Annotated in this window: 21 protein-coding genes, 3 tRNA genes and 3 rRNA genes (1 of these 27 only partly in view); 2 read left to right on the top strand and 25 right to left on the bottom strand. The window is 40.0% G+C overall.

Annotated elements, in window-relative coordinates; all coding sequences use genetic code 11:
- Positions 1–15 precede the first annotated feature (15 nt).
- From LG375_RS08330 to rsgA, 13 genes are all read right to left on the bottom strand, one after another.
- Positions 16–390, bottom strand: coding sequence for a MerR family transcriptional regulator (locus LG375_RS08330; RefSeq protein ID WP_008535631.1), 375 nt, complete (start codon positions 388–390; stop codon positions 16–18).
- A 173-nt stretch (positions 391–563) separates the two neighbouring features.
- A complete protein-coding gene (locus LG375_RS08325; protein WP_037602725.1) occupies positions 564–1,067 on the bottom strand; it encodes an FUSC family protein in 504 nt (167 codons plus the stop codon).
- Positions 1,068–1,255: 188 nt separating this feature from the next.
- Positions 1,256–2,455, bottom strand: coding sequence for a phosphoglycerate kinase (locus LG375_RS08320; protein ID WP_002891914.1), 1,200 nt, complete (start codon positions 2,453–2,455; stop codon positions 1,256–1,258).
- A gap of 641 nt (positions 2,456–3,096) precedes the next feature.
- Positions 3,097–4,107 carry a type I glyceraldehyde-3-phosphate dehydrogenase gene (gap, locus tag LG375_RS08315; RefSeq protein ID WP_002884461.1) on the bottom strand — a complete coding sequence of 337 codons (1,011 nt, stop codon included), beginning with the start codon at positions 4,105–4,107 and terminating at the stop codon, positions 3,097–3,099.
- Positions 4,108–4,294: 187 nt separating this feature from the next.
- On the bottom strand, positions 4,295–6,376 hold the full coding sequence (fusA, locus tag LG375_RS08310; RefSeq protein ID WP_002891917.1) for an elongation factor G: 2,082 nt from the start codon (positions 6,374–6,376) through the stop codon (positions 4,295–4,297).
- Positions 6,377–6,587: 211 nt separating this feature from the next.
- Complete coding sequence (rpsG, locus tag LG375_RS08305) at positions 6,588–7,058, bottom strand: 30S ribosomal protein S7 (protein ID WP_002884746.1); 471 nt, start codon at positions 7,056–7,058, stop codon at positions 6,588–6,590.
- A gap of 18 nt (positions 7,059–7,076) precedes the next feature.
- On the bottom strand, positions 7,077–7,490 hold the full coding sequence (gene rpsL, locus LG375_RS08300) for a 30S ribosomal protein S12 (protein WP_002884809.1): 414 nt from the start codon (positions 7,488–7,490) through the stop codon (positions 7,077–7,079).
- A 228-nt stretch (positions 7,491–7,718) separates the two neighbouring features.
- On the bottom strand, positions 7,719–8,534 hold the full coding sequence (gene purR / locus LG375_RS08295) for a pur operon repressor (RefSeq protein ID WP_002891918.1): 816 nt from the start codon (positions 8,532–8,534) through the stop codon (positions 7,719–7,721).
- A 93-nt stretch (positions 8,535–8,627) separates the two neighbouring features.
- Positions 8,628–9,569: a 3'-5' exoribonuclease YhaM family protein gene (locus LG375_RS08290; RefSeq protein WP_037599070.1), complete on the bottom strand. Its 942-nt coding sequence runs from the start codon at positions 9,567–9,569 to the stop codon at positions 8,628–8,630.
- Positions 9,559–10,833 carry a DNA recombination protein RmuC gene (gene rmuC / locus LG375_RS08285; RefSeq protein WP_073685459.1) on the bottom strand — a complete coding sequence of 425 codons (1,275 nt, stop codon included), beginning with the start codon at positions 10,831–10,833 and terminating at the stop codon, positions 9,559–9,561. Before rmuC ends, LG375_RS08290 begins: the two co-directional genes overlap by 11 nt.
- 1 nt (position 10,834) lies before the next feature.
- A complete protein-coding gene (locus tag LG375_RS08280) occupies positions 10,835–11,467 on the bottom strand; it encodes a thiamine diphosphokinase (RefSeq protein WP_073685461.1) in 633 nt (210 codons plus the stop codon).
- Positions 11,460–12,119, bottom strand: a complete 660-nt coding sequence (rpe, locus tag LG375_RS08275) for a ribulose-phosphate 3-epimerase (RefSeq protein ID WP_002884311.1) — start codon at positions 12,117–12,119, stop codon at positions 11,460–11,462. The genes LG375_RS08280 and rpe overlap by 8 nt, the downstream gene beginning before the upstream one ends.
- Before the next feature lie 7 nt (positions 12,120–12,126).
- Positions 12,127–12,999, bottom strand: coding sequence for a ribosome small subunit-dependent GTPase A (gene rsgA, locus LG375_RS08270; protein WP_064523136.1), 873 nt, complete (start codon positions 12,997–12,999; stop codon positions 12,127–12,129).
- Between the two features lie 134 nt (positions 13,000–13,133).
- On the opposite strand from rsgA, the gene LG375_RS08265 reads away from it, so the two are divergent.
- Positions 13,134–13,216, top strand: a tRNA-Leu gene (locus tag LG375_RS08265).
- A 39-nt stretch (positions 13,217–13,255) separates the two neighbouring features.
- Here the strand turns inward: LG375_RS08265 and rsmA are convergent.
- From rsmA to trxA, 5 genes are all read right to left on the bottom strand, one after another.
- The gene (gene rsmA, locus LG375_RS08260) at positions 13,256–14,128 is read right to left on the bottom strand and encodes a 16S rRNA (adenine(1518)-N(6)/adenine(1519)-N(6))-dimethyltransferase RsmA (RefSeq protein ID WP_049546081.1); all 873 of its coding nucleotides are present in this window, start codon (positions 14,126–14,128) and stop codon (positions 13,256–13,258) included.
- 126 nt (positions 14,129–14,254) lie between these two features.
- Positions 14,255–14,815 (bottom strand): ribonuclease M5, encoded by a 561-nt coding sequence (rnmV, locus tag LG375_RS08255; protein ID WP_049546080.1) that lies wholly within the window; start codon positions 14,813–14,815, stop codon positions 14,255–14,257.
- A complete protein-coding gene (locus LG375_RS08250) occupies positions 14,808–15,584 on the bottom strand; it encodes a TatD family hydrolase (protein WP_225745605.1) in 777 nt (258 codons plus the stop codon). Before LG375_RS08250 ends, rnmV begins: the two co-directional genes overlap by 8 nt.
- Before the next feature lie 53 nt (positions 15,585–15,637).
- Positions 15,638–16,069 carry a CoA-binding protein gene (locus LG375_RS08245; RefSeq protein WP_225745604.1) on the bottom strand — a complete coding sequence of 144 codons (432 nt, stop codon included), beginning with the start codon at positions 16,067–16,069 and terminating at the stop codon, positions 15,638–15,640.
- Positions 16,070–16,134: 65 nt separating this feature from the next.
- Positions 16,135–16,449 carry a thioredoxin gene (trxA, locus tag LG375_RS08240; RefSeq protein WP_225745603.1) on the bottom strand — a complete coding sequence of 105 codons (315 nt, stop codon included), beginning with the start codon at positions 16,447–16,449 and terminating at the stop codon, positions 16,135–16,137.
- Between the two features lie 194 nt (positions 16,450–16,643).
- Between trxA and LG375_RS08235 the strand changes: the two genes are divergently transcribed.
- Entirely contained in the window at positions 16,644–17,426 is a 783-nt protein-coding gene (locus LG375_RS08235; RefSeq protein ID WP_155198312.1) for a protein-ADP-ribose hydrolase, read from the top strand.
- Between the two features lie 34 nt (positions 17,427–17,460).
- Here LG375_RS08235 and LG375_RS08230 read toward each other — a convergent pair whose 3' ends face one another.
- From LG375_RS08230 to LG375_RS08200, 7 genes are all read right to left on the bottom strand, one after another.
- On the bottom strand, positions 17,461–17,871 hold the full coding sequence (locus tag LG375_RS08230; protein WP_155198313.1) for an acyl-CoA thioesterase: 411 nt from the start codon (positions 17,869–17,871) through the stop codon (positions 17,461–17,463).
- A gap of 17 nt (positions 17,872–17,888) precedes the next feature.
- Positions 17,889–18,224, bottom strand: coding sequence for a conjugal transfer protein TraF (gene traF, locus LG375_RS08225; RefSeq protein WP_225745602.1), 336 nt, complete (start codon positions 18,222–18,224; stop codon positions 17,889–17,891).
- Between the two features lie 114 nt (positions 18,225–18,338).
- Positions 18,339–18,412, bottom strand: a tRNA-Asn gene (locus LG375_RS08220).
- Between the two features lie 5 nt (positions 18,413–18,417).
- Positions 18,418–18,533: ribosomal RNA gene (gene rrf / locus LG375_RS08215) — 5S ribosomal RNA — on the bottom strand.
- Between the two features lie 83 nt (positions 18,534–18,616).
- Positions 18,617–21,516, bottom strand: a 23S ribosomal RNA gene (locus LG375_RS08210).
- 146 nt (positions 21,517–21,662) lie between these two features.
- Positions 21,663–21,735, bottom strand: a tRNA-Ala gene (locus tag LG375_RS08205).
- 54 nt (positions 21,736–21,789) lie between these two features.
- Positions 21,790–22,460, bottom strand: a 16S ribosomal RNA gene (locus LG375_RS08200); it runs 877 nt beyond the window's last position.
- Together the 16S, 23S and 5S rRNA genes with 2 tRNA genes alongside form the textbook arrangement of a ribosomal RNA operon.

The raw sequence follows: 22,460 nt of genomic DNA, 5'->3' as shown, positions 1-22,460 counted from the left end.
AAGTTCAAAGCGTAATTAGATACGCAAGTTACCAAATTGTTGTGACGGGGTCGTAAAACGGCCTTGCTGAAGGAGTTCATCATGCAAGATACGTCGAACGTCCGCATCTGTTAAAGCCACTTGTTTTTGTTGGGCACGAACTTCACGCTCTTCGTACTCATGTTTAATCGCTGCAATATTGTAACCATCATCCAAAAAATCTTTGATTTCCAATAAACGATCCATATCATTTAATGAGTACATCCGACGATTTCCAGCTGTACGTTCAGGTTGAATTAAACCTTGATCTTCATAGTAACGAATTTGACGAGCGGTTAAATCCGTCAACTTCATAACTGTTCCAATCGGAAAAACAGCTAGAGAACGCCTTAATTCTTTCTCTCTTGCCATGATCATCCTCCTTTCCTAACAATTATATTCTGAATATTTCTACATGTCAACAGTTTATGTCACTTTTTCTTACACAATAAGCAATTACCGAACATTACATTGTATATTCGCTCTAATTTAAGGATTTTATCGAAAAATCATAAAAAATAGAGTCCAATAGAACCCTATCATTCTTATTTTAAATGTTTAAGTAGCCAATCATAATCATAATTGACAAGGATTGCTATAAAGACTCCACAGAAAGTTTCAAAGACTCTAGCAATAACATAAGTAAAGGTATTATCAGGTGGAATAGACAAGGTAATAATCAAAAGTGCAGCCACCCCTCCAATAACACCAGAAGCATTATTAAAAGACACATTAATGACAATCGTTAACATTGTCAAAATTGGAACCAATAGCAAGGTCACCCAAACTGAATGATGAAACCACATATTCACAAAGTAAAATAATAGCGACAAAAGACCTCCAACCGTATTCGCAAAAATACGTGATTTACCAAACTGAATACTTCTATCAAAGTTTTCTCGAAGACTAAAGACTGCTGTCAAACAACCAATCTGAAGCCCTTCCCAACCTAAAGCAGAAAAAAGACCTAAAACAAGAAAGACAGCAAGGCCCGTCTTAAGTGTACGCATACCAAATTTAAATTTTTTCGGTTCAAATTTCAATCCCATTTTACCATTTTAACATTATTATGAACCATTTGGCTACTTATACAGTATATTACTGCAAAGTTCTAACTAATAATCGCCAATTTTTAGAGAGAAACTTACTTTCCAATAATAGTTTTAGCCTCTATCAAACACTCAATGAGATGACACAAAAAAGAGTTGGTTTCCCAACTCTTATCATTCTAATAGACTTATTTATCAGTAAGTGCAGCCAATCCTGGAAGTTCTTTACCTTCAAGAAGTTCCATAGAAGCACCACCACCAGTAGAGATCCATGAGAATTTATCTGCACGACCAAGGTTGATAGCTGCGGCAGCTGAATCACCACCACCGATGATTGATTTAACGCCTGGTTGTTTTACGATAGCGTCCATCACACCGATTGTACCAGCTTGGAAGTCAGGGTTTTCAAATACACCCATAGGTCCGTTCCATACAACTGTTTTCGCACCAGTCAAGGCTTTATCGAATTCAGCAATTGATTTAGGACCGATATCCAAACCAAGGAAACCTGGGTCTACTGCTTCACCTTCAGTGTCTTTCACTTCAGTGTAGTCAGCAAATGCATTAGCTTCTTTTGAGTCAACTGGCAAGATCAATTTACCGTTTGATTTTTCAAGAAGAGCTTTAGCAACATCAAGTTTATCTTCTTCTACAAGTGAGTTACCGATTTCGATACCTTGTGCTTTGTAGAACGTGTAAGTCATACCACCACCGATAAGAACTTTATCAGCTTTTGCAAGAAGGTTTTCGATAACACCAATCTTATCAGATACTTTAGAACCACCAAGGATAGCTACGAATGGACGTTCTGGAGTTTCAACTGCTTCTTTAATGTAAGCAATTTCGTTTTCAAGAAGGAAACCAGCAACAGCTTTGTCAACATTTGCTGAGATACCAACGTTAGATGCGTGTGCACGGTGAGCTGTACCGAATGCATCGTTTACGAAGATACCATCTCCAAGTGATGCCCAGTATTTACCAAGTTCAGGATCATTTTTAGATTCTTTCTTGCCATCAACATCTTCAAAACGAGTGTTTTCAACCAAGAGAACTTGTCCATCTTCAAGAGCATTAACAGCTGCTTCCAATTCTGCACCACGTGTAACGCCTGGGATAAATTTAACGTCTTGACCCAATTTAGCAGCCAAGTCAGCGGCTACAGGAGCAAGTGATTTACCATCCTTATCAGCTTCTTCTTTTACACGTCCAAGGTGAGAGAAGAGGATTGCACGTCCACCTTGTTCAAGAATGTACTTGATAGTTGGAAGAGCAGCAGTGATACGGTTATCGTTAGTGATCACGCCATCTTTTACAGGTACGTTGAAGTCAACACGAACGAGAACTTTTTTCCCTTTCAAGTCAACGTCTTTAACAGTCAATTTAGCCATTTGATCAGACTCCTTAATTTTTTAATACGTTTTCATTATATCACAAAATGCATAAAAGAGATAGCAAAATCAGAAGGATTTCTGGCTTATTGCTAGTATAAAACATTTAGCATATAATCGAAATAGAAAGATAGAAAAGCTATGAAAAACAACTAAACAATAGGCAGCAACAAGCTGACCATGATCTAAATGTAATCCTCTTTCTTCCTCTTGTTCCTCTGCTCCTCTTTCTTACTCTTAAACCAACTCTTTTTTCTAAAACTGATCAAACCTCAGTACCGCTATAGCTTCGATTAATCTTATTAGCCAGTTGTCAATTTGCCATAGCAGGCTTGGGAACCAGCACTGTTATGCTTTATCGTAAAGAATCTTTCAGATACTTTAGATTAATCACAAAAAATCTATTTCCTACCCTTTTTCAATCTCTTCTTATAGCCTTACCACTTTATGGTATGCTAGCCATTCAAAAACACAATAAAAACTCCTGGGGTTGTGTCATGCTCTTTCTACTTATTTGGAATTCCTTCTAGCTTATTCATAAATCACAATACTACTAAGATTATTACAGCCAATTTATACGGCTGTTTTATTATTTTGAGAAATAAAAAAAGAGCCGAAGCTCTTCTTTTTATACAATTGAATTATTTAGCGATTTTCGCGAAGTATTCAAGAGTACGTACAAGTTGTGAAGTGTATGACATTTCGTTGTCGTACCAAGAAACAACTTTAACCAATTGTTTACCATCAACAGTTTGTACTTTAGTTTGAGTTGCATCAAACAATGAACCGTAAGAAATACCTACGATATCTGAAGATACGATTGGATCTTCAGTGTAACCGAATGATTCGTTTGAAGCTGCTTTCATAGCTGCGTTCACTTCATCAACAGTAACGTCTTTTTCAAGAACTGCTACCAATTCAGTAACTGATCCAGTTGGAACTGGAACACGTTGTGCAGCACCGTCAAGTTTACCGTTCAATTCTGGGATAACCAAACCGATAGCTTTAGCAGCACCAGTTGAGTTAGGAACGATGTTTGCAGCACCAGCACGTGCACGACGAAGGTCACCACCACGGTGTGGTCCGTCAAGGATCATTTGGTCACCAGTGTAAGCGTGGATAGTAGTCATCAAACCTTGTTTAACACCGAAGTTATCTTGCAATGCTTTAGCCATTGGAGCCAAGCAGTTTGTAGTACATGAAGCACCTGAGATAACTGTTTCAGTACCGTCAAGGATGTCGTGGTTAGTGTTAAATACAATTGTTTTAACATCGTTTCCACCAGGAGCAGTGATAACAACTTTCTTAGCTCCACCTTCGTGCAAGTGTTTTTCAGCAGCATCTTTCTTAGCAAAGAAACCAGTTGCTTCAAGAACGATTTCTACACCGTCGTTAGCCCAGTCAATTTGTTCTGGGTCACGTTCAGCAGAAACTTTAACGAATTTACCGTTAACTTCAAATCCACCATCTTTAACTTCAACAGTACCGTCGAAACGACCTTGAGTTGTGTCGTATTTCAACAAGTGTGCAAGCATAACTGGATCTGTAAGGTCGTTGATGCGTGTAACTTCAACACCTTCTACGTTTTGGATACGACGGAAAGCAAGACGACCGATACGACCGAAACCGTTAATACCAACTTTAACTACCATTAGTGATTTCCTCCTTATGAAAATCAAATAAATATAATTTTGAGAGCAAGCTCTCCCTATTGTGAAAAGATTAACTTGAGCGCTTTCAACTCAACCTTTCAACAGTCATATTATATAATTTTTTTCAAAAAATTGCAAATAGAAAAGGCACTTACTTTCATAAGTACCTTAACTTTATAAGTTCTAATTAAGCTTCACCAGAATTTTTCTTGATGATTTCTTCTTGAACTGATTTAGGAACATCTTCATAGTGGTCAAATACCATCATGAATGTACCACGTCCTTGTGTTGCAGAACGAAGTGTTGTTGCATAACCGAACATTTCAGCAAGTGGAACATATGCACGAACAATTTGGCTGTTACCATGTGCTTCCATACCATCAACACGTCCACGACGAGCTGTAACGTGACCCATAACATCACCAAGGTTTTCTTCAGGAACAGTGATTGTTACAAGCATCATTGGTTCAAGGATAGTTGGTTGTGCAGTCTTAGCAGCTTCTTTAAGTGCAAGAGACGCAGCAATCTTGAAGGCAGTTTCAGATGAGTCGACATCGTGGTATGAACCATCGTAAAGTTTAGCTTTGATATCAACCATTGGGTATCCAGCAAGGACACCGTTAGCCATAGATTCTTCCAATCCTTTTTCTACTGCAGGGATGAATTCACGTGGAACCACACCACCGACGATAGCATTTTCGAATTCGAAACCTTTACCTTCTTCATTTGGAGTAAATTCAATCCAAACATCACCAAACTGACCTTTACCACCAGATTGACGTTTGAAGAAACCACGTGCTTGTGTAGCTGCACGGAATGTTTCACGGTATGATACTTGTGGAGCACCTACGTTTGCTTCAACTTTGTGTTCACGTTTCAAACGGTCAACAAGGACATCAAGGTGAAGTTCACCCATACCAGAGATAACTGTTTCACCAGTTTCAGGGTTAGTTTCAACACGGAATGTTGGATCTTCTTCAGCAAGTTTTTGAAGACCGATACCCATCTTATCTTGGTCAGCTTTAGTCTTAGGCTCAACCATCAATTGGATAACTGGTTCTGGAACTTCGATTGACTCAAGAATAACTTTAGCTTTTTCATCAGTCAATGAGTCACCAGTTGTAGTATCTTTCAAACCGATAGCAGCAGCGATATCACCGGCGTATACTTGTTCAATTTCTTGACGGCTGTTAGCGTGCATTTGAAGGATACGTCCGATACGTTCACGTTTACCTTTAGATGTGTTCATTACGTATGAACCTGATTGAAGGATACCTGAGTAAACACGGATAAATGTCAAACGACCTACAAATGGGTCAGTCATGATCTTGAAGGCAAGAGCTGCAAATGGCTCATCATCAGATGCTGGACGAGTTTCTTCTTCGTCTGTATCTGGGTTGATACCTTTGATTGCAGGGATATCAAGTGGGCTTGGAAGGTAATCGATAACCGCATCAAGCATCAATTGAACACCTTTGTTCTTGAAGGCAGAACCACAAAGAACTGGGAAGAATTCAACATTGATTGTTGCACGACGGATAGCTGCTTTCAATTCCTCGTTAGTGATTTCTTCACCTTCAAGGTATTTCATCATCAAATCTTCGTCAGTTTCAGCAACTGCTTCGATCAATTTTTCACGGTATTCGTTTGCTTGATCAACGTAATCTGCTGGAATATCTTCTTCAAGAATATCTGTACCAAGGTCATTAGTATAGATTTCAGCTTTCATTTTAATCAAGTCAATGATACCACGGAAATCATCTTCAGCACCGATTGGCAATTGGATTGGGTGAGCGTTTGCTTGAAGACGATCGTGAAGTGTGCTTACTGAGTAAAGGAAGTCTGCACCGATTTTATCCATTTTGTTGGCAAATACGATACGTGGAACACCATACTCAGTTGCTTGACGCCAAACTGTTTCAGTTTGAGGTTCTACACCTGATTGTGAGTCAAGAACGGTTACGGCACCATCCAATACACGGAGTGAACGTTGTACTTCGATTGTGAAGTCCACGTGTCCTGGTGTATCGATGATGTTAACGCGGTGACCATCCCATTGTGCTGTTGTAGCGGCAGATGTGATGGTGATACCACGTTCTTGTTCTTGCTCCATCCAGTCCATTTGTGATGCACCTTCGTGAGTTTCACCGATTTTGTGGATTTTACCAGTGTAGTAAAGGATACGCTCTGTTGTAGTTGTTTTACCGGCATCGACGTGGGCCATGATACCGATATTACGAGTTTTTGCAAGTGAAAATTCGCGTGCCATTAGGTTTATTCTCCTATAAATATTTTAGTTTACTTATTTATTATAACATTATTGTCAAAAAACGGATAGGCAGGACCTACCCGTTTTTCACTAATATTTAACTGGTTTTCAAATGATAGGAATGATATTATTTGAATTCAAAGTCAGCCTATTACAAATCCATAATCTTATCTTATGAATATATGACTGTAATTCAGCTTGAAACTTATGATTACCAGCGGAAGTGTGCAAAGGCACGGTTTGCTTCAGCCATTTTGTGAGTATCTTCACGTTTCTTAACTGATGCACCAGTGTTGTTTGCAGCATCCATGATTTCTTTTGCAAGACGATCTTTCATAGTGTGTTCACCACGCGCACGTGATGCGTTAACCAACCAACGAAGACCAAGAGTTGTACGACGTTCTGGACGAACTTCAACTGGGACTTGGTAGTTTGAACCACCTACACGACGTGCACGTACTTCAAGTACAGGCATGATGTTGTCCATAGCTGTTTCAAATACTTCAAGAGCATCGTTTCCAGTTGCTTCTTTAATTTGCTCGAAAGCATCGTATACGATTGTTGCAGCAGTACCACGTTTACCGTCAAGCATTACACGGTTGATAAGACGTGTAACGATTTTTGAATTGTACAATGGATCTGCCAATACTTCGCGTTTAGGCGCTCTATTTTTACGACTCATTTTATCTTATCTCCCTTCTTATCCTTTAGGACGTTTAGCACCGTATTTAGAACGGCTTTGTTTACGATCAGCTACACCTGCAGTATCAAGTGCACCACGGACGATGTGGTAACGTACCCCTGGAAGGTCTTTTACACGTCCACCACGGATAAGAACAACGCTGTGTTCTTGGAGGTTGTGTCCGATACCTGGGATGTAAGCAGTAACTTCGATAAGGTTGCTCAAACGTACACGAGCGAATTTACGAAGGGCTGAGTTAGGTTTCTTAGGTGTCATTGTTCCAACACGTGTTGCAACACCACGTTTTTGTGGTGAAGATACGTTAGTTTGAACTTTTTTGTGGCTATTGTAACCAACGTTCAAAGCTGGTGATTTAGATTTAACAACTTTTGATTGACGTGGTTTACGAACCAATTGGTTAATTGTAGGCATCTACATTCTCCTGTGTTTTTTTATTTTTGGTTGATATGGCACTTGGTGACAGCCCATATCTGTGTGTACTTTTGCAACTTATGTCAGCACGTCTCTGTACACTTTTGAGAGACCAAAAGTAAAAAGTACCGTCTAGTATAATATCATTTTTCGATAGTTATTGTCAACAGTTTCTTGTTAAAAAGAAAAATTCCTAATCATCAAATTAGGAATAATATCGTAGATTAATTACTTGTCAAAAATATTACCGACTTCAACTTCTACCTTCTGTGCTTTTACATCAATGTCAGAAACAGTAAGTAATGATTTATATTCATGGATATCACGATCGCCCTTGGCATTTTCTGCGAATACAGCTACACCTACTAACTCACTATCAAATTCTGAAAGCAAGCTAATCATACCCGTAATGGTACCACCACCTTTAAGAAAATCGTCAACAATAAGGACGCGGCTATTGGGTTTCAAACTACGTTTTGAAAGGAACATCTTTTCAATACGGTCACTTGAACCACTAACGTAGTTTACCGATACAGTTGAACCTTCTGTAATTTTTAAGTCACGGCGAACAATAACAAACGGAATGTTCAAGACATCTGCTACTGCATTTGCTAAAGGAACTCCTTTAGTTGCTACAGTCATAACGGCATCAATTTTTTGTCCCTTAAAGGCACTAGCAATGATACGACCAACATTTTTCAAAATAGATGGTGTACTCAATAAATCAGATAAGTAGAGATAACCACCTGGTAAGATACGATCACTCTCTGAAAGACGTTTACAAAGATCTTCAACCAGACTTCTTGCATCTTCATCAGAAATGGTCGGTGTAAACATAACACCGCCAGATGCACCAGTTACTGTTTCGATTTCTCCTATTTGACTTTCCTCAAAAGCTTTTTTAATGATAGCAACATCTTCTGAGATTGAAGACTTAGCAGCTTCATATCGCTCTGCAAAAGTATTGAGACTTGTCAATTGATAGGGATTATTAATTAGGTAGTTTGAAATCACTACCATGCGTTCACTTCGTTTTAATTTCATATGTTACCTATATTTTCTGTACTTTTTAACTATTATACCATAATACAGCAAAAAACGAACATTTTCATATAAAATGCTCGCTTAATTTCGATTTTAATCAAATTTTGGCTTGTAGAAGGAACGATTATCCATAGCAAAGAGACGATTTGTCATTTCTCCTGGTCCTACTAGGTTAAGAGCTGTCGTCATCATCATCATACTGGCATCAAGATTATCAATCATATGAATAATTTCTGCTTCCATAATACGCGGGCGAACTGGGCTACCATACTCCAGTTGTCCGTGGTGGCTGAGAATAACATGACGCAAAACAACGACATCCTCACGCGTATCGTCAATATTAAGTTCCACAAGGACCTTGGTAATTTCTTCATCAATCAAGGCAATATGACCAATTAAGTTCCCACGAACCGTATACTCAGTGTTTTCAGGACCAGTAAGTTCAATAACCTTAGCTAAATCATGAAGCATAATCCCTGCAAAAAGTAGACTCTTATTGAGCTCTGGATAAATATCTCCAATGCTGTCCGCTAGGCGAACCATAGTAGACGTATGATAGGCTAGTCCACTTTCAAAAGCATGATGATTTGTTTTAGCAGCTGGAAAAGTGAAAAACTCTTTATTATACTTTCGATAAAGAGCACGAACAACACGCTGCCAAGTTGCTTCCTCAATCTTGAAAATCATTTGCTCTAGGTATTCGCGTACTTCAGAAGGATTTACCGGTGGTTTCTCTTTGAAATCAGCTGGATCATTTGGCTCACCAAATGTAGGCAAGCGTAAGGTTATTTGGTTTACCTGAGGAGTATTATTATAAACTTCTCGACGCCCCTCCATATGCACTACTTTACCTGCGGTAAATTCTTCGACATTATAAGGCTGAGCATCCCACAGGTTTCCTGAAATCTCTCCAGTATCATCCTGAAAAGTAAAGGCAATATAATCCTTTCCTGCTCTTGTCTTACGTACCTCTGCACGCTTAATCAGATAAAAACCTTCAAAATACTCGTCTTTTTTCATTTGATTAATCTTCATGCTTGTCCTCGTTTTCTAATCGTGGTAAATCTAACAAACTTTGTGTCGCACAGTCTTGATAGGTTTCAATTGTATCAAGAGCTCTAACAATTGCCCTACTCCTTGTGTTGAGAAGACTATCGACTGTTTTACTTGCTGTATTCAATTGTCTCTGAGCTTTAGCTAACATATCTCCAAACTTGTTAAATTCTAGTTTGACATTGCCTAAAACCTTACTAATATCATCTGCATTCTTTTGAATATTCAAAGTCCTAAATCCTACGGACAATGAATTCAAGAGTGCTGATAAAGTTGACGGCCCTGCGATAACAATATTCTCCTCGCGACGAAGGGCGTCAAAGAAGGCTGGTTGGCGTACTACCTCAGCATAAAGTCCTTCCGTCGGCAAAAATAATATACCAAAATTTGTGGTTTCAGGTGGGTTAAGATACTTCTTGTTAATATCCTTGGCAAATCGCTTAATACTAGTCAAAAGAGACTTACGGTGATTCTCAATTTCCTCTTTATTACCAGACTCATAAGCATCTTCCAGACGATAGTAATCTTCCAAAGGAAACTTAGAATCAATGGGAAGGTAGATATATTCGTCTTTGTGGTTTCCTGGCATTTTGATTGCATATTCAACTCGTTCACTTGAACCTGATACCGTAGGAAATTCTCGTTCGTACTGATTAACAGTCAATATGTCTTCAATAATTTGTCCTAATTGAAGCTCTCCCAGAATGCCTCGTGTTTTTGTATTTGAAAGGACCTTGTTAAGACTGCCAACATCCTTGGCTACATTTTTCATTTCCCCCAAGCCCTGGTTGACTGACTCTAACTGTCTTGAAACTGTCTCAAAAGAGGCTTGTAAACGTGTTTGTAGGGTTTGCTCAAGTTTCTCTTCAACTGTCTGACGCATTTGTTCCAAGCGTTTCTCATTGGAATCCTGCATATCTTTAACAGCTTTGGTTAAGCTTTGGTTTATTTGCTCAAGACGTTGGTCAGAACGGTCTCGATTATCAGACAAATTTTGATGTAAAACTTCTCGGATATCTGTCAACTGTTGATATAGTTCCATCTGCAATTGGTTCAATTGCTTTGTCGTTTCCAGTTGGTTTGTCTTAGCAAAACTTTCCAATTGAAACGAAATTTGATCTGAAAGATTATCTGCATTTTCTTCCAAACCCTTATTAATCTGTTCTTTTAACTCCATATTTCTCAAGAAAAGAACAATAAGAATCCCAAAGCTTAATAAAGTTAAAAGTGTAAGTAGATAGATCATACTAACTCCTATCTTTAGTCTGGATGACAATCACATATCCATTTGGCACAAGCACTTGAATTGGACCATCAACAAATTCATTACTAGAGTAGATTTTCTTTTGAAAATAATTCATACTAGTTAATTCGTATTTTGCTCCCAAAATCGTCAGTTCTCCATCACCTTCATGTAAAAAAGAAACATATGTCATTCCAGGTTCTGGTAAAACTTTATGACTTCCTTCTGAATAATAAGTAATCTTATTTTGCTTATCTCGCAAACAGATATGCCTCATAAAAGGAACTAAATCAGGATCGCTGACCAAAAATATATTTGATAACATATGATCAATTCTGCCACCAAAAGCACCGAAAATAGTTACTTCCGCCTCAGCGTATAATTGAAATATAATTTTTAGGGCTAACTCTGTATCCGTGTCATCCTTTTCAGCTGGAGCAATCCTACAATCTTTGGCAGCTGATTGAATCATCTCTAACTCTGACCGCGATACTGAATCAAAGTCTCCGATAGCCAAATCAAGAGGCAAACCCAACTCCAACAAACGTAAGCACGCGCGATCCACCCCAACAAAATAATCAAAATCGGTAGTGAACCACTCTAGCTCACCACCGACAAATAAAGCTATTTTAGGCATCGATAGCATCACGAAGCGTTTGAACTTGCGCTGTCAAATCAGGATTTTTGAAGAGGTAAGAGCCCGCTACAAAAACATTAGCCCCCGCCTTGGCACATGCTGCAATGGTATTGTTATCTACACCACCATCAACTTCAATATCGAATGAATAGCCACCTTTTTCGCGAAGCTCCACAACACGCTCTACTTTAGACATCATTTCTGGAATGAACGCCTGACCACCAAAACCTGGATTTACAGTCATAATAAGTACTTGATCCACTAAATCAAGTACAGGAATAAGTGCCTCGACTGGGGTTCCAGGATTAATCACAACACCTGCTTTCATACCAGCAGCTTTGATTTTCTGGAGGGCACCATGGATATGTTTAGTGGCTTCAACATGAATAGTCATGATATCTGCACCTGCTTGTGCATAGGCATCCACATAACGTTCAGGATCAACAACCATAAGGTGGCAATCAAAAACCAACTTGCTATGTTTACGCATGCTAGCGACCACATCTGCTCCCCAACTGATATTAGGGACAAATTGACCATCCATAATATCAATGTGAACATATTCCGCACCTGATGCATCAATACGAGCTAGTTCTGAAGCAAAATTAGCATAGTCAGCAGCTAGGATAGACGGAGCAATTTTATAAGACATGAGAGACCTACTTTCTTTTTACAGTTTTCTTATATGTTTCACGACGGTTTTCAATTTCACTTAAAAATTGAAGGTAATTATCATAACGGACTTGCCAAATTTGACCATCTTCAACCTCATCCTTAACAGCACAAGAAGGCTCATGGGTATGAGTACAAGAACGGAATTTACAGCCATGACTAGCTTGACGGATTTCTGGAAAAGCTTCACTCAAGTCCTCGGCATTATCCACTTCATAATCTAGCGAAGAGAATCCTGGTGTATCAGCAATCTTCCCTCCATGAACATCATAAAGACTTACAGCCCTTGTAGTATGACGCCCACGACCTAAACTGTCTGAAATCTCACCTGTTTCTAAATGTAACTGTGGGGCAATACGGTTCAACAAGGTTGATTTTCCAACACCTGTCTGTCCCATAAAGACTGTTATTTTATCAGTCAAGAGCGGCAATAGTTCTTCCAAACTGAAGATAAAATCAAAACCAATTTTTTGATACTGTTTTTGAATGGCTTTCATTTCTGAATCATCTTCAACCAAATCCATCTTAGAAATATAAATTACAGGTTTTATATTTTTATGCTCTAGTAAAACCAAAAAACGGTCCAGAAGATTACTATTGAAATCCGGTTCCTTAGCAGACATAATGACCACAGCCTGATCTATATTGACAATGGGTGGGCGCACTAAGCTATTGATTCGTTGACCAATTTTAAGGATATAGCCTTCTGAATTTTCCTCTGCTGAAAATTCGACAAAATCCCCAACGTAAGGTGTTTGTCCTTTTTTTCTAAAATTTCCTCGCGCACGCGTCTGGTATACAACACCATCATGCTCTACATAATAGAAACCTGCCAGTGCTTTGATAATTCTTCCTTGCAAGTGAACTCCTCAATCGTTTAATAGCCCTATTATACCACAAAACAACACGCTTTTCTGATCCAAAACAAACCACATTTCCATTTCCTTAAGCTCCTTGCATTTTTAGTAATTTGCAGTATAATAATCCTATCACTGCGGAGGTGGTGGAATGGCAGACACGCATGCTTCAGGCGCATGTGCTTTTTCAAGCGTGAGGGTTCAAATCCCTTTCTCCGCATAGCTAAAAATCCCACTGAAATTCAGTGGGATTTTTGAATTATAGACCTGCTTCACTCAAAGCATCTGATAAGTGTGCAAAATCAGAAATAGATAGAGCCTCTCCACGAATAGAAGGTTTTATATCAGCAATTTCCAAAGCCTGCTCAAGTTTGGTTTTCACTTCTTCAGATTTACCAAAATGATTTGTTAAATTATTCCACAATGTCTTACGACGATGGACAAAGCTAGCCTTAGCCACTCGGAAAAGGAAATCCTCATCTTTAACTTCAACCAACGGTTGTTCACGGCGCGTCATCTTCAAAATTGCTGAGTCAACATTCGGGGCTGGTACAAAGACTGTACGAGGGACAACAAATGCCACTTTAGCGGTCATATAATACTGCACAGCAATTGATAGAGAACCATAAGCCTTGCTATTAGGCTCTGCAGAAATGCGGTCAGCAACCTCTTTTTGCATCATAACAACAAATTCTGCAAAAGGAATCTTACTCTCAATCAAATGCATCAGAATTGGCGTCGTAATATAGTATGGCAAGTTAGCTACAACCTTGATTGGTAGTTCTGGATTTTTAAACTCTTTGACACGTGTCTGTAAATCCGCCTTGAGAACATCTTCATTAATCACGTTAACATTTTCATGGTCACGTAATGTATCCTCTAAAATCGGAACCAACCGATCATCAATTTCAAAAGCCATAACTTCCGCAGCATTTTCAGCTAAGAATTCTGTTAATGCTCCGATACCAGGTCCAATTTCGATTACATTGACATTTTTATCGATCTCTGCCGTATCAACAATTTTTTGTAAAATATTTGTATCTGTTAAGAAGTTCTGTCCAAAAGACTTCTTAAAGGTAAAGCCATGGCGTTCAAGGACAGCCTTGGTCACGCTATAATCTGCAATTCTCATTTATTCTCTTTTCTTATTATTTTCACGATTTTTATACTTGGACACAAAACAGGTCCAAACCCTTAATTATCCCAACCTCAATAATAAGCTACTTAGTAGCGATTTGATGTTAAAATCACTGGTAATCTAGTAATTTGACATAGCCTCTTCTAGCTCCTCTAATGTGATTCCAAACAATTCCAAACGCTTTAAAAGCTGCTTTCCATTACAATAACCAATACGAAGCACCTCGCCCAAATATTCTCGACGCTTTCGACTATCTGCTCCCATTAGTAGCCCTAACTTCATAAGATTTGATTTACTAATATCAAACTGATTATCATCATCGTAACTACCTAAAACTCCAGATAAGGCCTTTTGAAGATCCTCAAAACTCGCATGCTCAACACCCAATGAACGACCTTTAGTCTTAGATTTTGGTGTTGCTTCCCCACGGTTTAAAAAAGCATGCTTTGCTGTCGGAACAGCTTCCATAATGATTTTACGGATACGCTCACCATTATAGTCTGGATCAGTAAAAACAATCACTCCGCGTAAGTCATTAAGCTTATCGATACGCTCTAAATCATCCTCATTAATAGCGGATCCTCTAGTCTCATAGGTATCCACCTCATAAAAACGTCTCAAATTTGCCGTGTCATCCTTACCTTCTACAACGATGACTTCTTGAATCTTTATTTTATTCATCCAGACCAAAAATCCTCATCGCATTGTCATAAGTAGCCCTAGCCACTTCTTCACTCGTTAAACCACGAAGCTCAGCAATCTTGTCTACTACGTAACGTGTATAGCCTGTACGATTCTCACGACCACGTTTGGGAACAGGTGCCAAATACGGTGCATCCGTTTCAACCAGAATCTTATCTAAAGGTAACTTCTGAGCAGCTTCTTGGACATCCAAAGCCTTCTTAAAAGTTACAACACCTGAAAATGAAATCATCATTCCAAGATCAACAAATTTTTGAGCCATTTCTAGGGATCCTGAGTATGAGTGCATAATCCCCCCACGAGGACCAACACCAACTTCTTTAATAACAGCGTAAGTATCCTCAAGTGCATCACGTGTATGGACAACAAAAGGTAAATTGTGTTCCTTTGACAAAAATATTTGACGCTTAAAGACATCAATCTGAGTTTCTTTAGGATCCTCCATCCAATAATAATCCAAACCGATTTCCCCAAGTGCCACTACTTTCGGATTATCTAATTGTGATACAATCCTATCCTCAATTTCCTGAGAATAGGACCCCGCTTCCGTAGGATGCCATCCAATCGTACTATATAATTGATCATATCTCTCTGATAGTGCTAAAGATTTATTTATTGTTGGTTTATCAAAACCAACAATATTCATTTTAACAACACCTAGTTCAGCTGCAAAATCTATTTCTTCTTGTTCTTTTCCTGCAAAATTATCCACATTAAGATGGGTATGCGTATCAAAAATTTCAATCATAGCTCTATTATAACAAAAACGAGCGAGCATAGCTCACTCACCTTTTCATTTTATTAAACAAAGAGTCGCATATATTCTCTCTTTGTACAACGATTCATTACAATATCCTGTCTATTCGCTTGACGAAGAATAGTCTCAGCCTCCTCATTCTCAAGACCAATTTGACTCCAAAAAACTGTTGCATCCGTTTCAAGAATATCATAGGCAACATCTGGTAAAAGCTCACTTCGTCTAAATACATCAACAATATCAATCGAAAATGGGATATCTTTAAGATGAGCATAAACATGCTCTCCTAGAAGCTCCTGACCTTCTAGTTTGGGATTTACTGGTATAATACGATAACCAGCAGCTTGTAGAAAATGAGCAACCTGATAAGATGCTGCCTCCTTGCGATGAGATAAACCAACAATTGCAATCGTCTTTGCAGATTTTAAATAAGATTCTATAACCTCATCACTAGGATTTTGAAATGAATAAGACATATGATTCTCCTCGTCGTTTGAATAAACTAAAAATAAAAATCCCCAAACGGGACTGTGACGATTAGTTAGATAAGCTCGGCAACGATAGCTTTAATTTGTTCTTTTGTATGTACACCTGCTACTTGCTTAACAACCTCACCATCTTTTTTGAAGAGTAAAGTTGGAATAGACATAATTCCAAACTTCTGAGCTGTTTCTGGGTTCTCATCAACATCAATTTTAACAATCTTAAGTTCATCTTCTGAAATTTCTTCAGAAAGTTGCTCAAGAATTGGTGCTTGCATCAAGCAAGGCCCACACCAAGTTGCCCAAAAATCAATCAAAACGAGGCCTTCAGCTGTTTCTTGTTCAAATGTAGCATCTGTTACTACTTGTGTCATTTAATCATCCTCCTAGACATTATAAAACTTTTGTAGACCTATTCTATATGATTCTAAAGGCTATTGCAAGAATTTGACACATACATAAAAAATTCTTATCAAATATTAGTCATTACCTATCATAGACATCACTTGCCCACAGGCAGTCTTGGGAGTATAATAATAAAAAACTATAAAAATAGAAATGAGTAAATATGGATAAAGATGCAATGATTACCTATCTCATAGGTGAACTCAAAAAAGAAAATCTAGAATTACATGATTTGATTATCCCAGAAGAACTCGAGGAAAAACAAAAACTTCTCAGAGCACTCTTTAATACACGTAAACCAATGGCAGCATCAACACAATTCTTAACAATCCAAGACCTTTACCTACAAGTTAGAAAAGGGGAAAGAGGATTTGTACAACTCAATTCGCTCCAGCCCATTCCACAAGATGATCGAATCTACCTCTGGAAAGGTGATATTACAAAACTCGAAGTAGATGCAATCGTAAATGCAGCTAATAAAACCTTACTTGGATGTATGAAACCACTTCATGATTGTGTAGATAACGCTATTCATACATACGCAGGTGTTCAATTACGCCAAGCTTGTTTCGAGCTCATCTTAGAACAAGGATATGAAGAACCCGTTGGCATGGCTAAAATCACCCCAGCTTACAATCTTCCTTCTGCCTTTGTCATTCATACAGTAGGTCCAAAAATAGTAGATCAACCGACACAAATTGATGAAGATCTTTTAGCAAAAAGTTATCTTTCAGTATTAGCACTAGCTGAGAAAAATAACATTGAATCAATTGCTATACCATGTCTATCAACTGGAGATTTCAATTTTCCAAAACAAGAAGCTGCCAAAATCGCCATTCAAACAGTCAAAACCTTTATTGACGAGTCAAGTATAATAAAAAAAGTAATATTTAACGTATTTGATGATGAAAATTTAGCTATTTATCAAAAACTCCTTGCCGAATAAAAGAAGAAAATCAAATTGATTTTCTTCTTTTTTATTACATAACTAAATGCTCTTTTAAAAGATTAAAAAATAACGAATAATCTCTTTTAAGATTGACAAAACTACCGTCCTTAGACAAGAAACTATGTTCAGAAACAGCTGTACAAACAAGGATTCCGTTTTGATTTACCATATTGTATACAAAAGTAAGTTTAGCAGATTTAACTCTTTTAACATTAATCTCGATAGAAATTACATCTGCAAAAGTAGAAGTAGCTTTATAGTCACAGGAAATTGAAGTAACAGGAGAGATAATTCCCTCCTCTTCAATTTTTTCATAAGGCCAACCTATCTCTCTTAGAAAAAAAGTTCTCGCCTCTTCCATCCATCGAACATAATTAGAATGATGAGTAATACCCATTCGATCTGTTTCATAATACTGGACCTCGTGTTTACAAATAAACATAAGAACCTCCAAAAAGACTAAGAAATAAAATCTAAAATATCATCCTCAGAAAGAGATGAGTCACATACAACCTTAGCAGCTCCATTTTCTGAAACAAAGAGAGCAGGAACTGTAGCAATACCATATCTTTTACGTAAAGCTTGAATATCTTCTAATTCTTCACTATTTTCGCTAATAATATAGAAAATAGTAAGATTTGAATTACGTGCCACATTTGATAATTTAGATTCAAAAAGTTGACAATATGGACAAGAAGGACGTCCAATAAATAAAATAAATTTATCAGCTGTATCAATATTCTTCTTAGCCGAAGAAACAGAAATAGGTGTAAAAGCAGATGCAAAATTTGACATAATAATACCTCTCAATTTAAAATATAGTATTATCATATCTGAAATTTAAACTTTTAACAAGTAAATAACTTAACAATAAAAAAGCTAGACCTAGGTCTAGCAATAAGAATTATACTCCGCCAGTAGGACTCGAACCTACGACATCATGATTAACAGTCATGCGCTACTACCAACTGAGCTATGGCGGATAAACGCTAAGCGACTACCGTATCTAACAGGGGGCAACCCCCAACTACATCAGGCGTACTAGGGCTTAACTTCTGTGTTCGGCATGGGAACAGGTGTATCTCCTAGGCTATCGTCACTTAACTCTGAGTATTCTCAACTCAAAATTGAATATCTATACTGTATCAAGAAACCAAATCGTTGTCAATATGTCTCAGTTACTTTCTTTGGATAAGTCCTCGAGCTATTAGTATTAGTCCGCTACATGTGTCACCACACTTCCACTTCTAACCTATCAACCTGATCATCTCTCAGGGCTCTTACTGATATAAAATCATGGGAAATCTCATCTTGAGGTGGGCTTCACACTTAGATGCTTTCAGCGTTTATCCCTTCCCTACATAGCTACCCAGCGATGCTCTTGGCAGAACAACTGGTACACCAGCGGTAAGTCCACTCTGGTCCTCTCGTACTAGGAGCAGATCCTCTCAAATTTCCTACGCCCGCGACGGATAGGGACCGAACTGTCTCACGACGTTCTGAACCCAGCTCGCGTGCCGCTTTAATGGGCGAACAGCCCAACCCTTGGGACCGACTACAGCCCCAGGATGCGACGAGCCGACATCGAGGTGCCAAACCTCCCCGTCGATGTGAACTCTTGGGGGAGATAAGCCTGTTATCCCCAGGGTAGCTTTTATCCGTTGAGCGATGGCCCTTCCATGCGGAACCACCGGATCACTAAGCCCGACTTTCGTCCCTGCTCGAGTTGTAGCTCTCGCAGTCAAGCTCCCTTATACCTTTACACTCTGCGAATGATTTCCAACCATTCTGAGGGAACCTTTGGGCGCCTCCGTTACCTTTTAGGAGGCGACCGCCCCAGTCAAACTGCCCGTCAGACACTGTCTCCGATAGGGATAACCTATCTGGGTTAGAGTAGCCATAACACAAGGGTAGTATCCCAACAACGCCTCACTCGAAACTGGCGTCCCGAGGTCATAGGCTCCTACCTATCCTGTACATGTGGTACAGATACTCAATATCAAACTGCAGTAAAGCTCCATGGGGTCTTTCCGTCCTGTCGCGGGTAACCTGCATCTTCACAGGTACTAAAATTTCACCGAGTCTCTCGTTGAGACAGTGCCCAAATCATTACGCCTTTCGTGCGGGTCGGAACTTACCCGACAAGGAATTTCGCTACCTTAGGACCGTTATAGTTACGGCCGCCGTTTACTGGGGCTTCAATTCATACCTTCGCTTACGCTAAGCACTCCTCTTAACCTTCCAGCACCGGGCAGGCGTCACCCCCTATACATCATCTTACGATTTAGCAGAGAGCTGTGTTTTTGATAAACAGTTGCTTGGGCCTATTCACTGCGGCTGACCATAAGTCAGCGCCCCTTCTCCCGAAGTTACGGGGCCATTTTGCCGAGTTCCTTAACGAGAGTTCTCTCGCTCACCTGAGGCTACTCGCCTCGACTACCTGTGTCGGTTTGCGGTACGGGTAGAGTATAATTAACGCTAGAAGCTTTTCTTGGCAGTGTGACATCACTAACTTCGCTACTAAACTTCGCTACCCATCACAGCTCAATGTTATAGATATAAGCATTTGACTCATATCACACCTCACTGCTTGGCCAGATACTTCCAATCGTCTGGTTTAGTTAGCCTACTGCGTCCCTCCATCACTATATACTCTAGTACAGGAATATCAACCTGTTGTCCATCGGATACACCTTTCGGTCTCTCCTTAGGTCCCGACTAACCCAGGGCGGACGAGCCTTCCCCTGGAAACCTTAGTCTTACGGTGGACAGGATTCTCACCTGTCTTTCGCTACTCATACCGGCATTCTCACTTCTATGCGCTCCAGCACTCCTCACGGTACACCTTCTTCGCACATAGAACGCTCTCCTACCATACCTATAAAGGTATCCACAGCTTCGGTAATATGTTTTAGCCCCGGTACATTTTCGGCGCAGGGTCACTCGACTAGTGAGCTATTACGCACTCTTTGAATGAATAGCTGCTTCTAAGCTAACATCCTAGTTGTCTGTGCAACCCCACATCCTTTTCCACTTAACATATATTTTGGGACCTTAGCTGGTGGTCTGGGCTGTTTCCCTTTCGACTACGGATCTTAGCACTCGCAGTCTGACTGCCGATTATATCTCGTTGGCATTCGGAGTTTATCTGAGATTGGTAATCCGGGATGGACCCCTCACCCAAACAGTGCTCTACCTCCAAGAGACTTAACATCGACGCTAGCCCTAAAGCTATTTCGGAGAGAACCAGCTATCTCCAAGTTCGTTTGGAATTTCTCCGCTACCCACAAGTCATCCAAGCACTTTTCAACGTGCCCTGGTTCGGTCCTCCAGTGAGTTTTACCTCACCTTCAACCTGCTCATGGGTAGGTCACATGGTTTCGGGTCTACGACATGATACTAATGCGCCCTATTAAGACTCGGTTTCCCTACGGCTCCGTCTCTTCAACTTAACCTCGCATCATATCGTAACTCGCCGGTTCATTCTACAAAAGGCACGCTCTCACCCATTAACGGGCTCGAACTTGTTGTAGGCACACGGTTTCAGGTTCTATTTCACTCCCCTCCCGGGGTGCTTTTCACCTTTCCCTCACGGTACTGGTTCACTATCGGTCACTAGAGAGTATTTAGGGTTGGGAGATGGTCCTCCCAGATTCCGACGAGATTTCTCGTGTCTCGCCGTACTCAGGATACTGCTAGGTATAAAGACTATTTCGAATACGAGGCTATTACTCTCTTTGGCCTACCTTCCCAGGTAGTTCTTCTATACTCTTTAAGTCCACGTTGCAGTCCTACAACCCCGAAGAGTAAACTCTTCGGTTTGCCCTCTTGCCGTTTCGCTCGCCGCTACTAAGGCAATCGCTTTTGCTTTCTCTTCCTGCAGCTACTTAGATGTTTCAGTTCACTGCGTCTTCCTCTACATTACCTTAACAGTAATGAGTGACAGGCATTACCTGCCGGGTTCCCCCATTCGGACATCTCTGGATCATTGCTCACTTACAGCTCCCCAAAGCATTTCGTCGTTAGTCACGTCCTTCATCGGCTTCTAGTGCCAAGGCATCCACCGTGCGCCCTTATTAACTTAACCTTATTTTGGTCTTTCGACCTAACTCATTAAATATTCACAGCGTTTCGGTTTATTTTCTTGTTACTATCTATATGTAATTAATTACATATGGAATTTGATATAGATATTCAATTTTCAATGGACAATACTTGAATCTTTCGATTCAATGGAGCCTAGCGGGATCGAACCGCTGACCTCCTGCGTGCAAAGCAGGCGCTCTCCCAGCTGAGCTAAGGCCCCACAAGACCTCTCAAAACTAAATAAGAAACTCAAGTACATTCCGTTTTTCCTTAGAAAGGAGGTGATCCAGCCGCACCTTCCGATACGGCTACCTTGTTACGACTTCACCCCAATCATCTATCCCACCTTAGGCGGCTGGCTCCAAAAGGTTACCTCACCGACTTCGGGTGTTACAAACTCTCGTGGTGTGACGGGCGGTGTGTACAAGGCCCGGGAACGTATTCACCGCGGCGTGCTGATCCGCGATTACTAGCGATTCCGACTTCATGTAGGCGAGTTGCAGCCTACAATCCGAACTGAGATTGGCTTTAAGAGATTAGCTTGCCGTCACCGACTCGCAACTCGTTGTACCAACCATTGTAGCACGTGTGTAGCCCAGGTCATAAGGGGCATGATGATTTGACGTCATCCCCACCTTCCTCCGGTTTATTACCGGCAGTCTCGCTAGAGTGCCCAACTGAATGATGGCAACTAACAATAGGGGTTGCGCTCGTTGCGGGACTTAACCCAACATCTCACGACACGAGCTGACGACAACCATGCACCACCTGTCACCGATGTACCGAAGTAACTTTCTATCTCTAGAAATAGCATCGGGATGTCAAGACCTGGTAAGGTTCTTCGCGTTGCTTCGAATTAAACCACATGCTCCACCGCTTGTGCGGGCCCCCGTCAATTCCTTTGAGTTTCAACCTTGCGGTCGTACTCCCCAGGCGGAGTGCTTA

Source organism: Streptococcus sp. Marseille-Q3604 (genome assembly GCF_916619785.1).
Taxonomy (GTDB): domain Bacteria; phylum Bacillota; class Bacilli; order Lactobacillales; family Streptococcaceae; genus Streptococcus.
The sequence above is the reverse complement of the archived record's forward strand: the minus strand, read 5'-3'. Positions and strand labels throughout refer to the sequence as shown.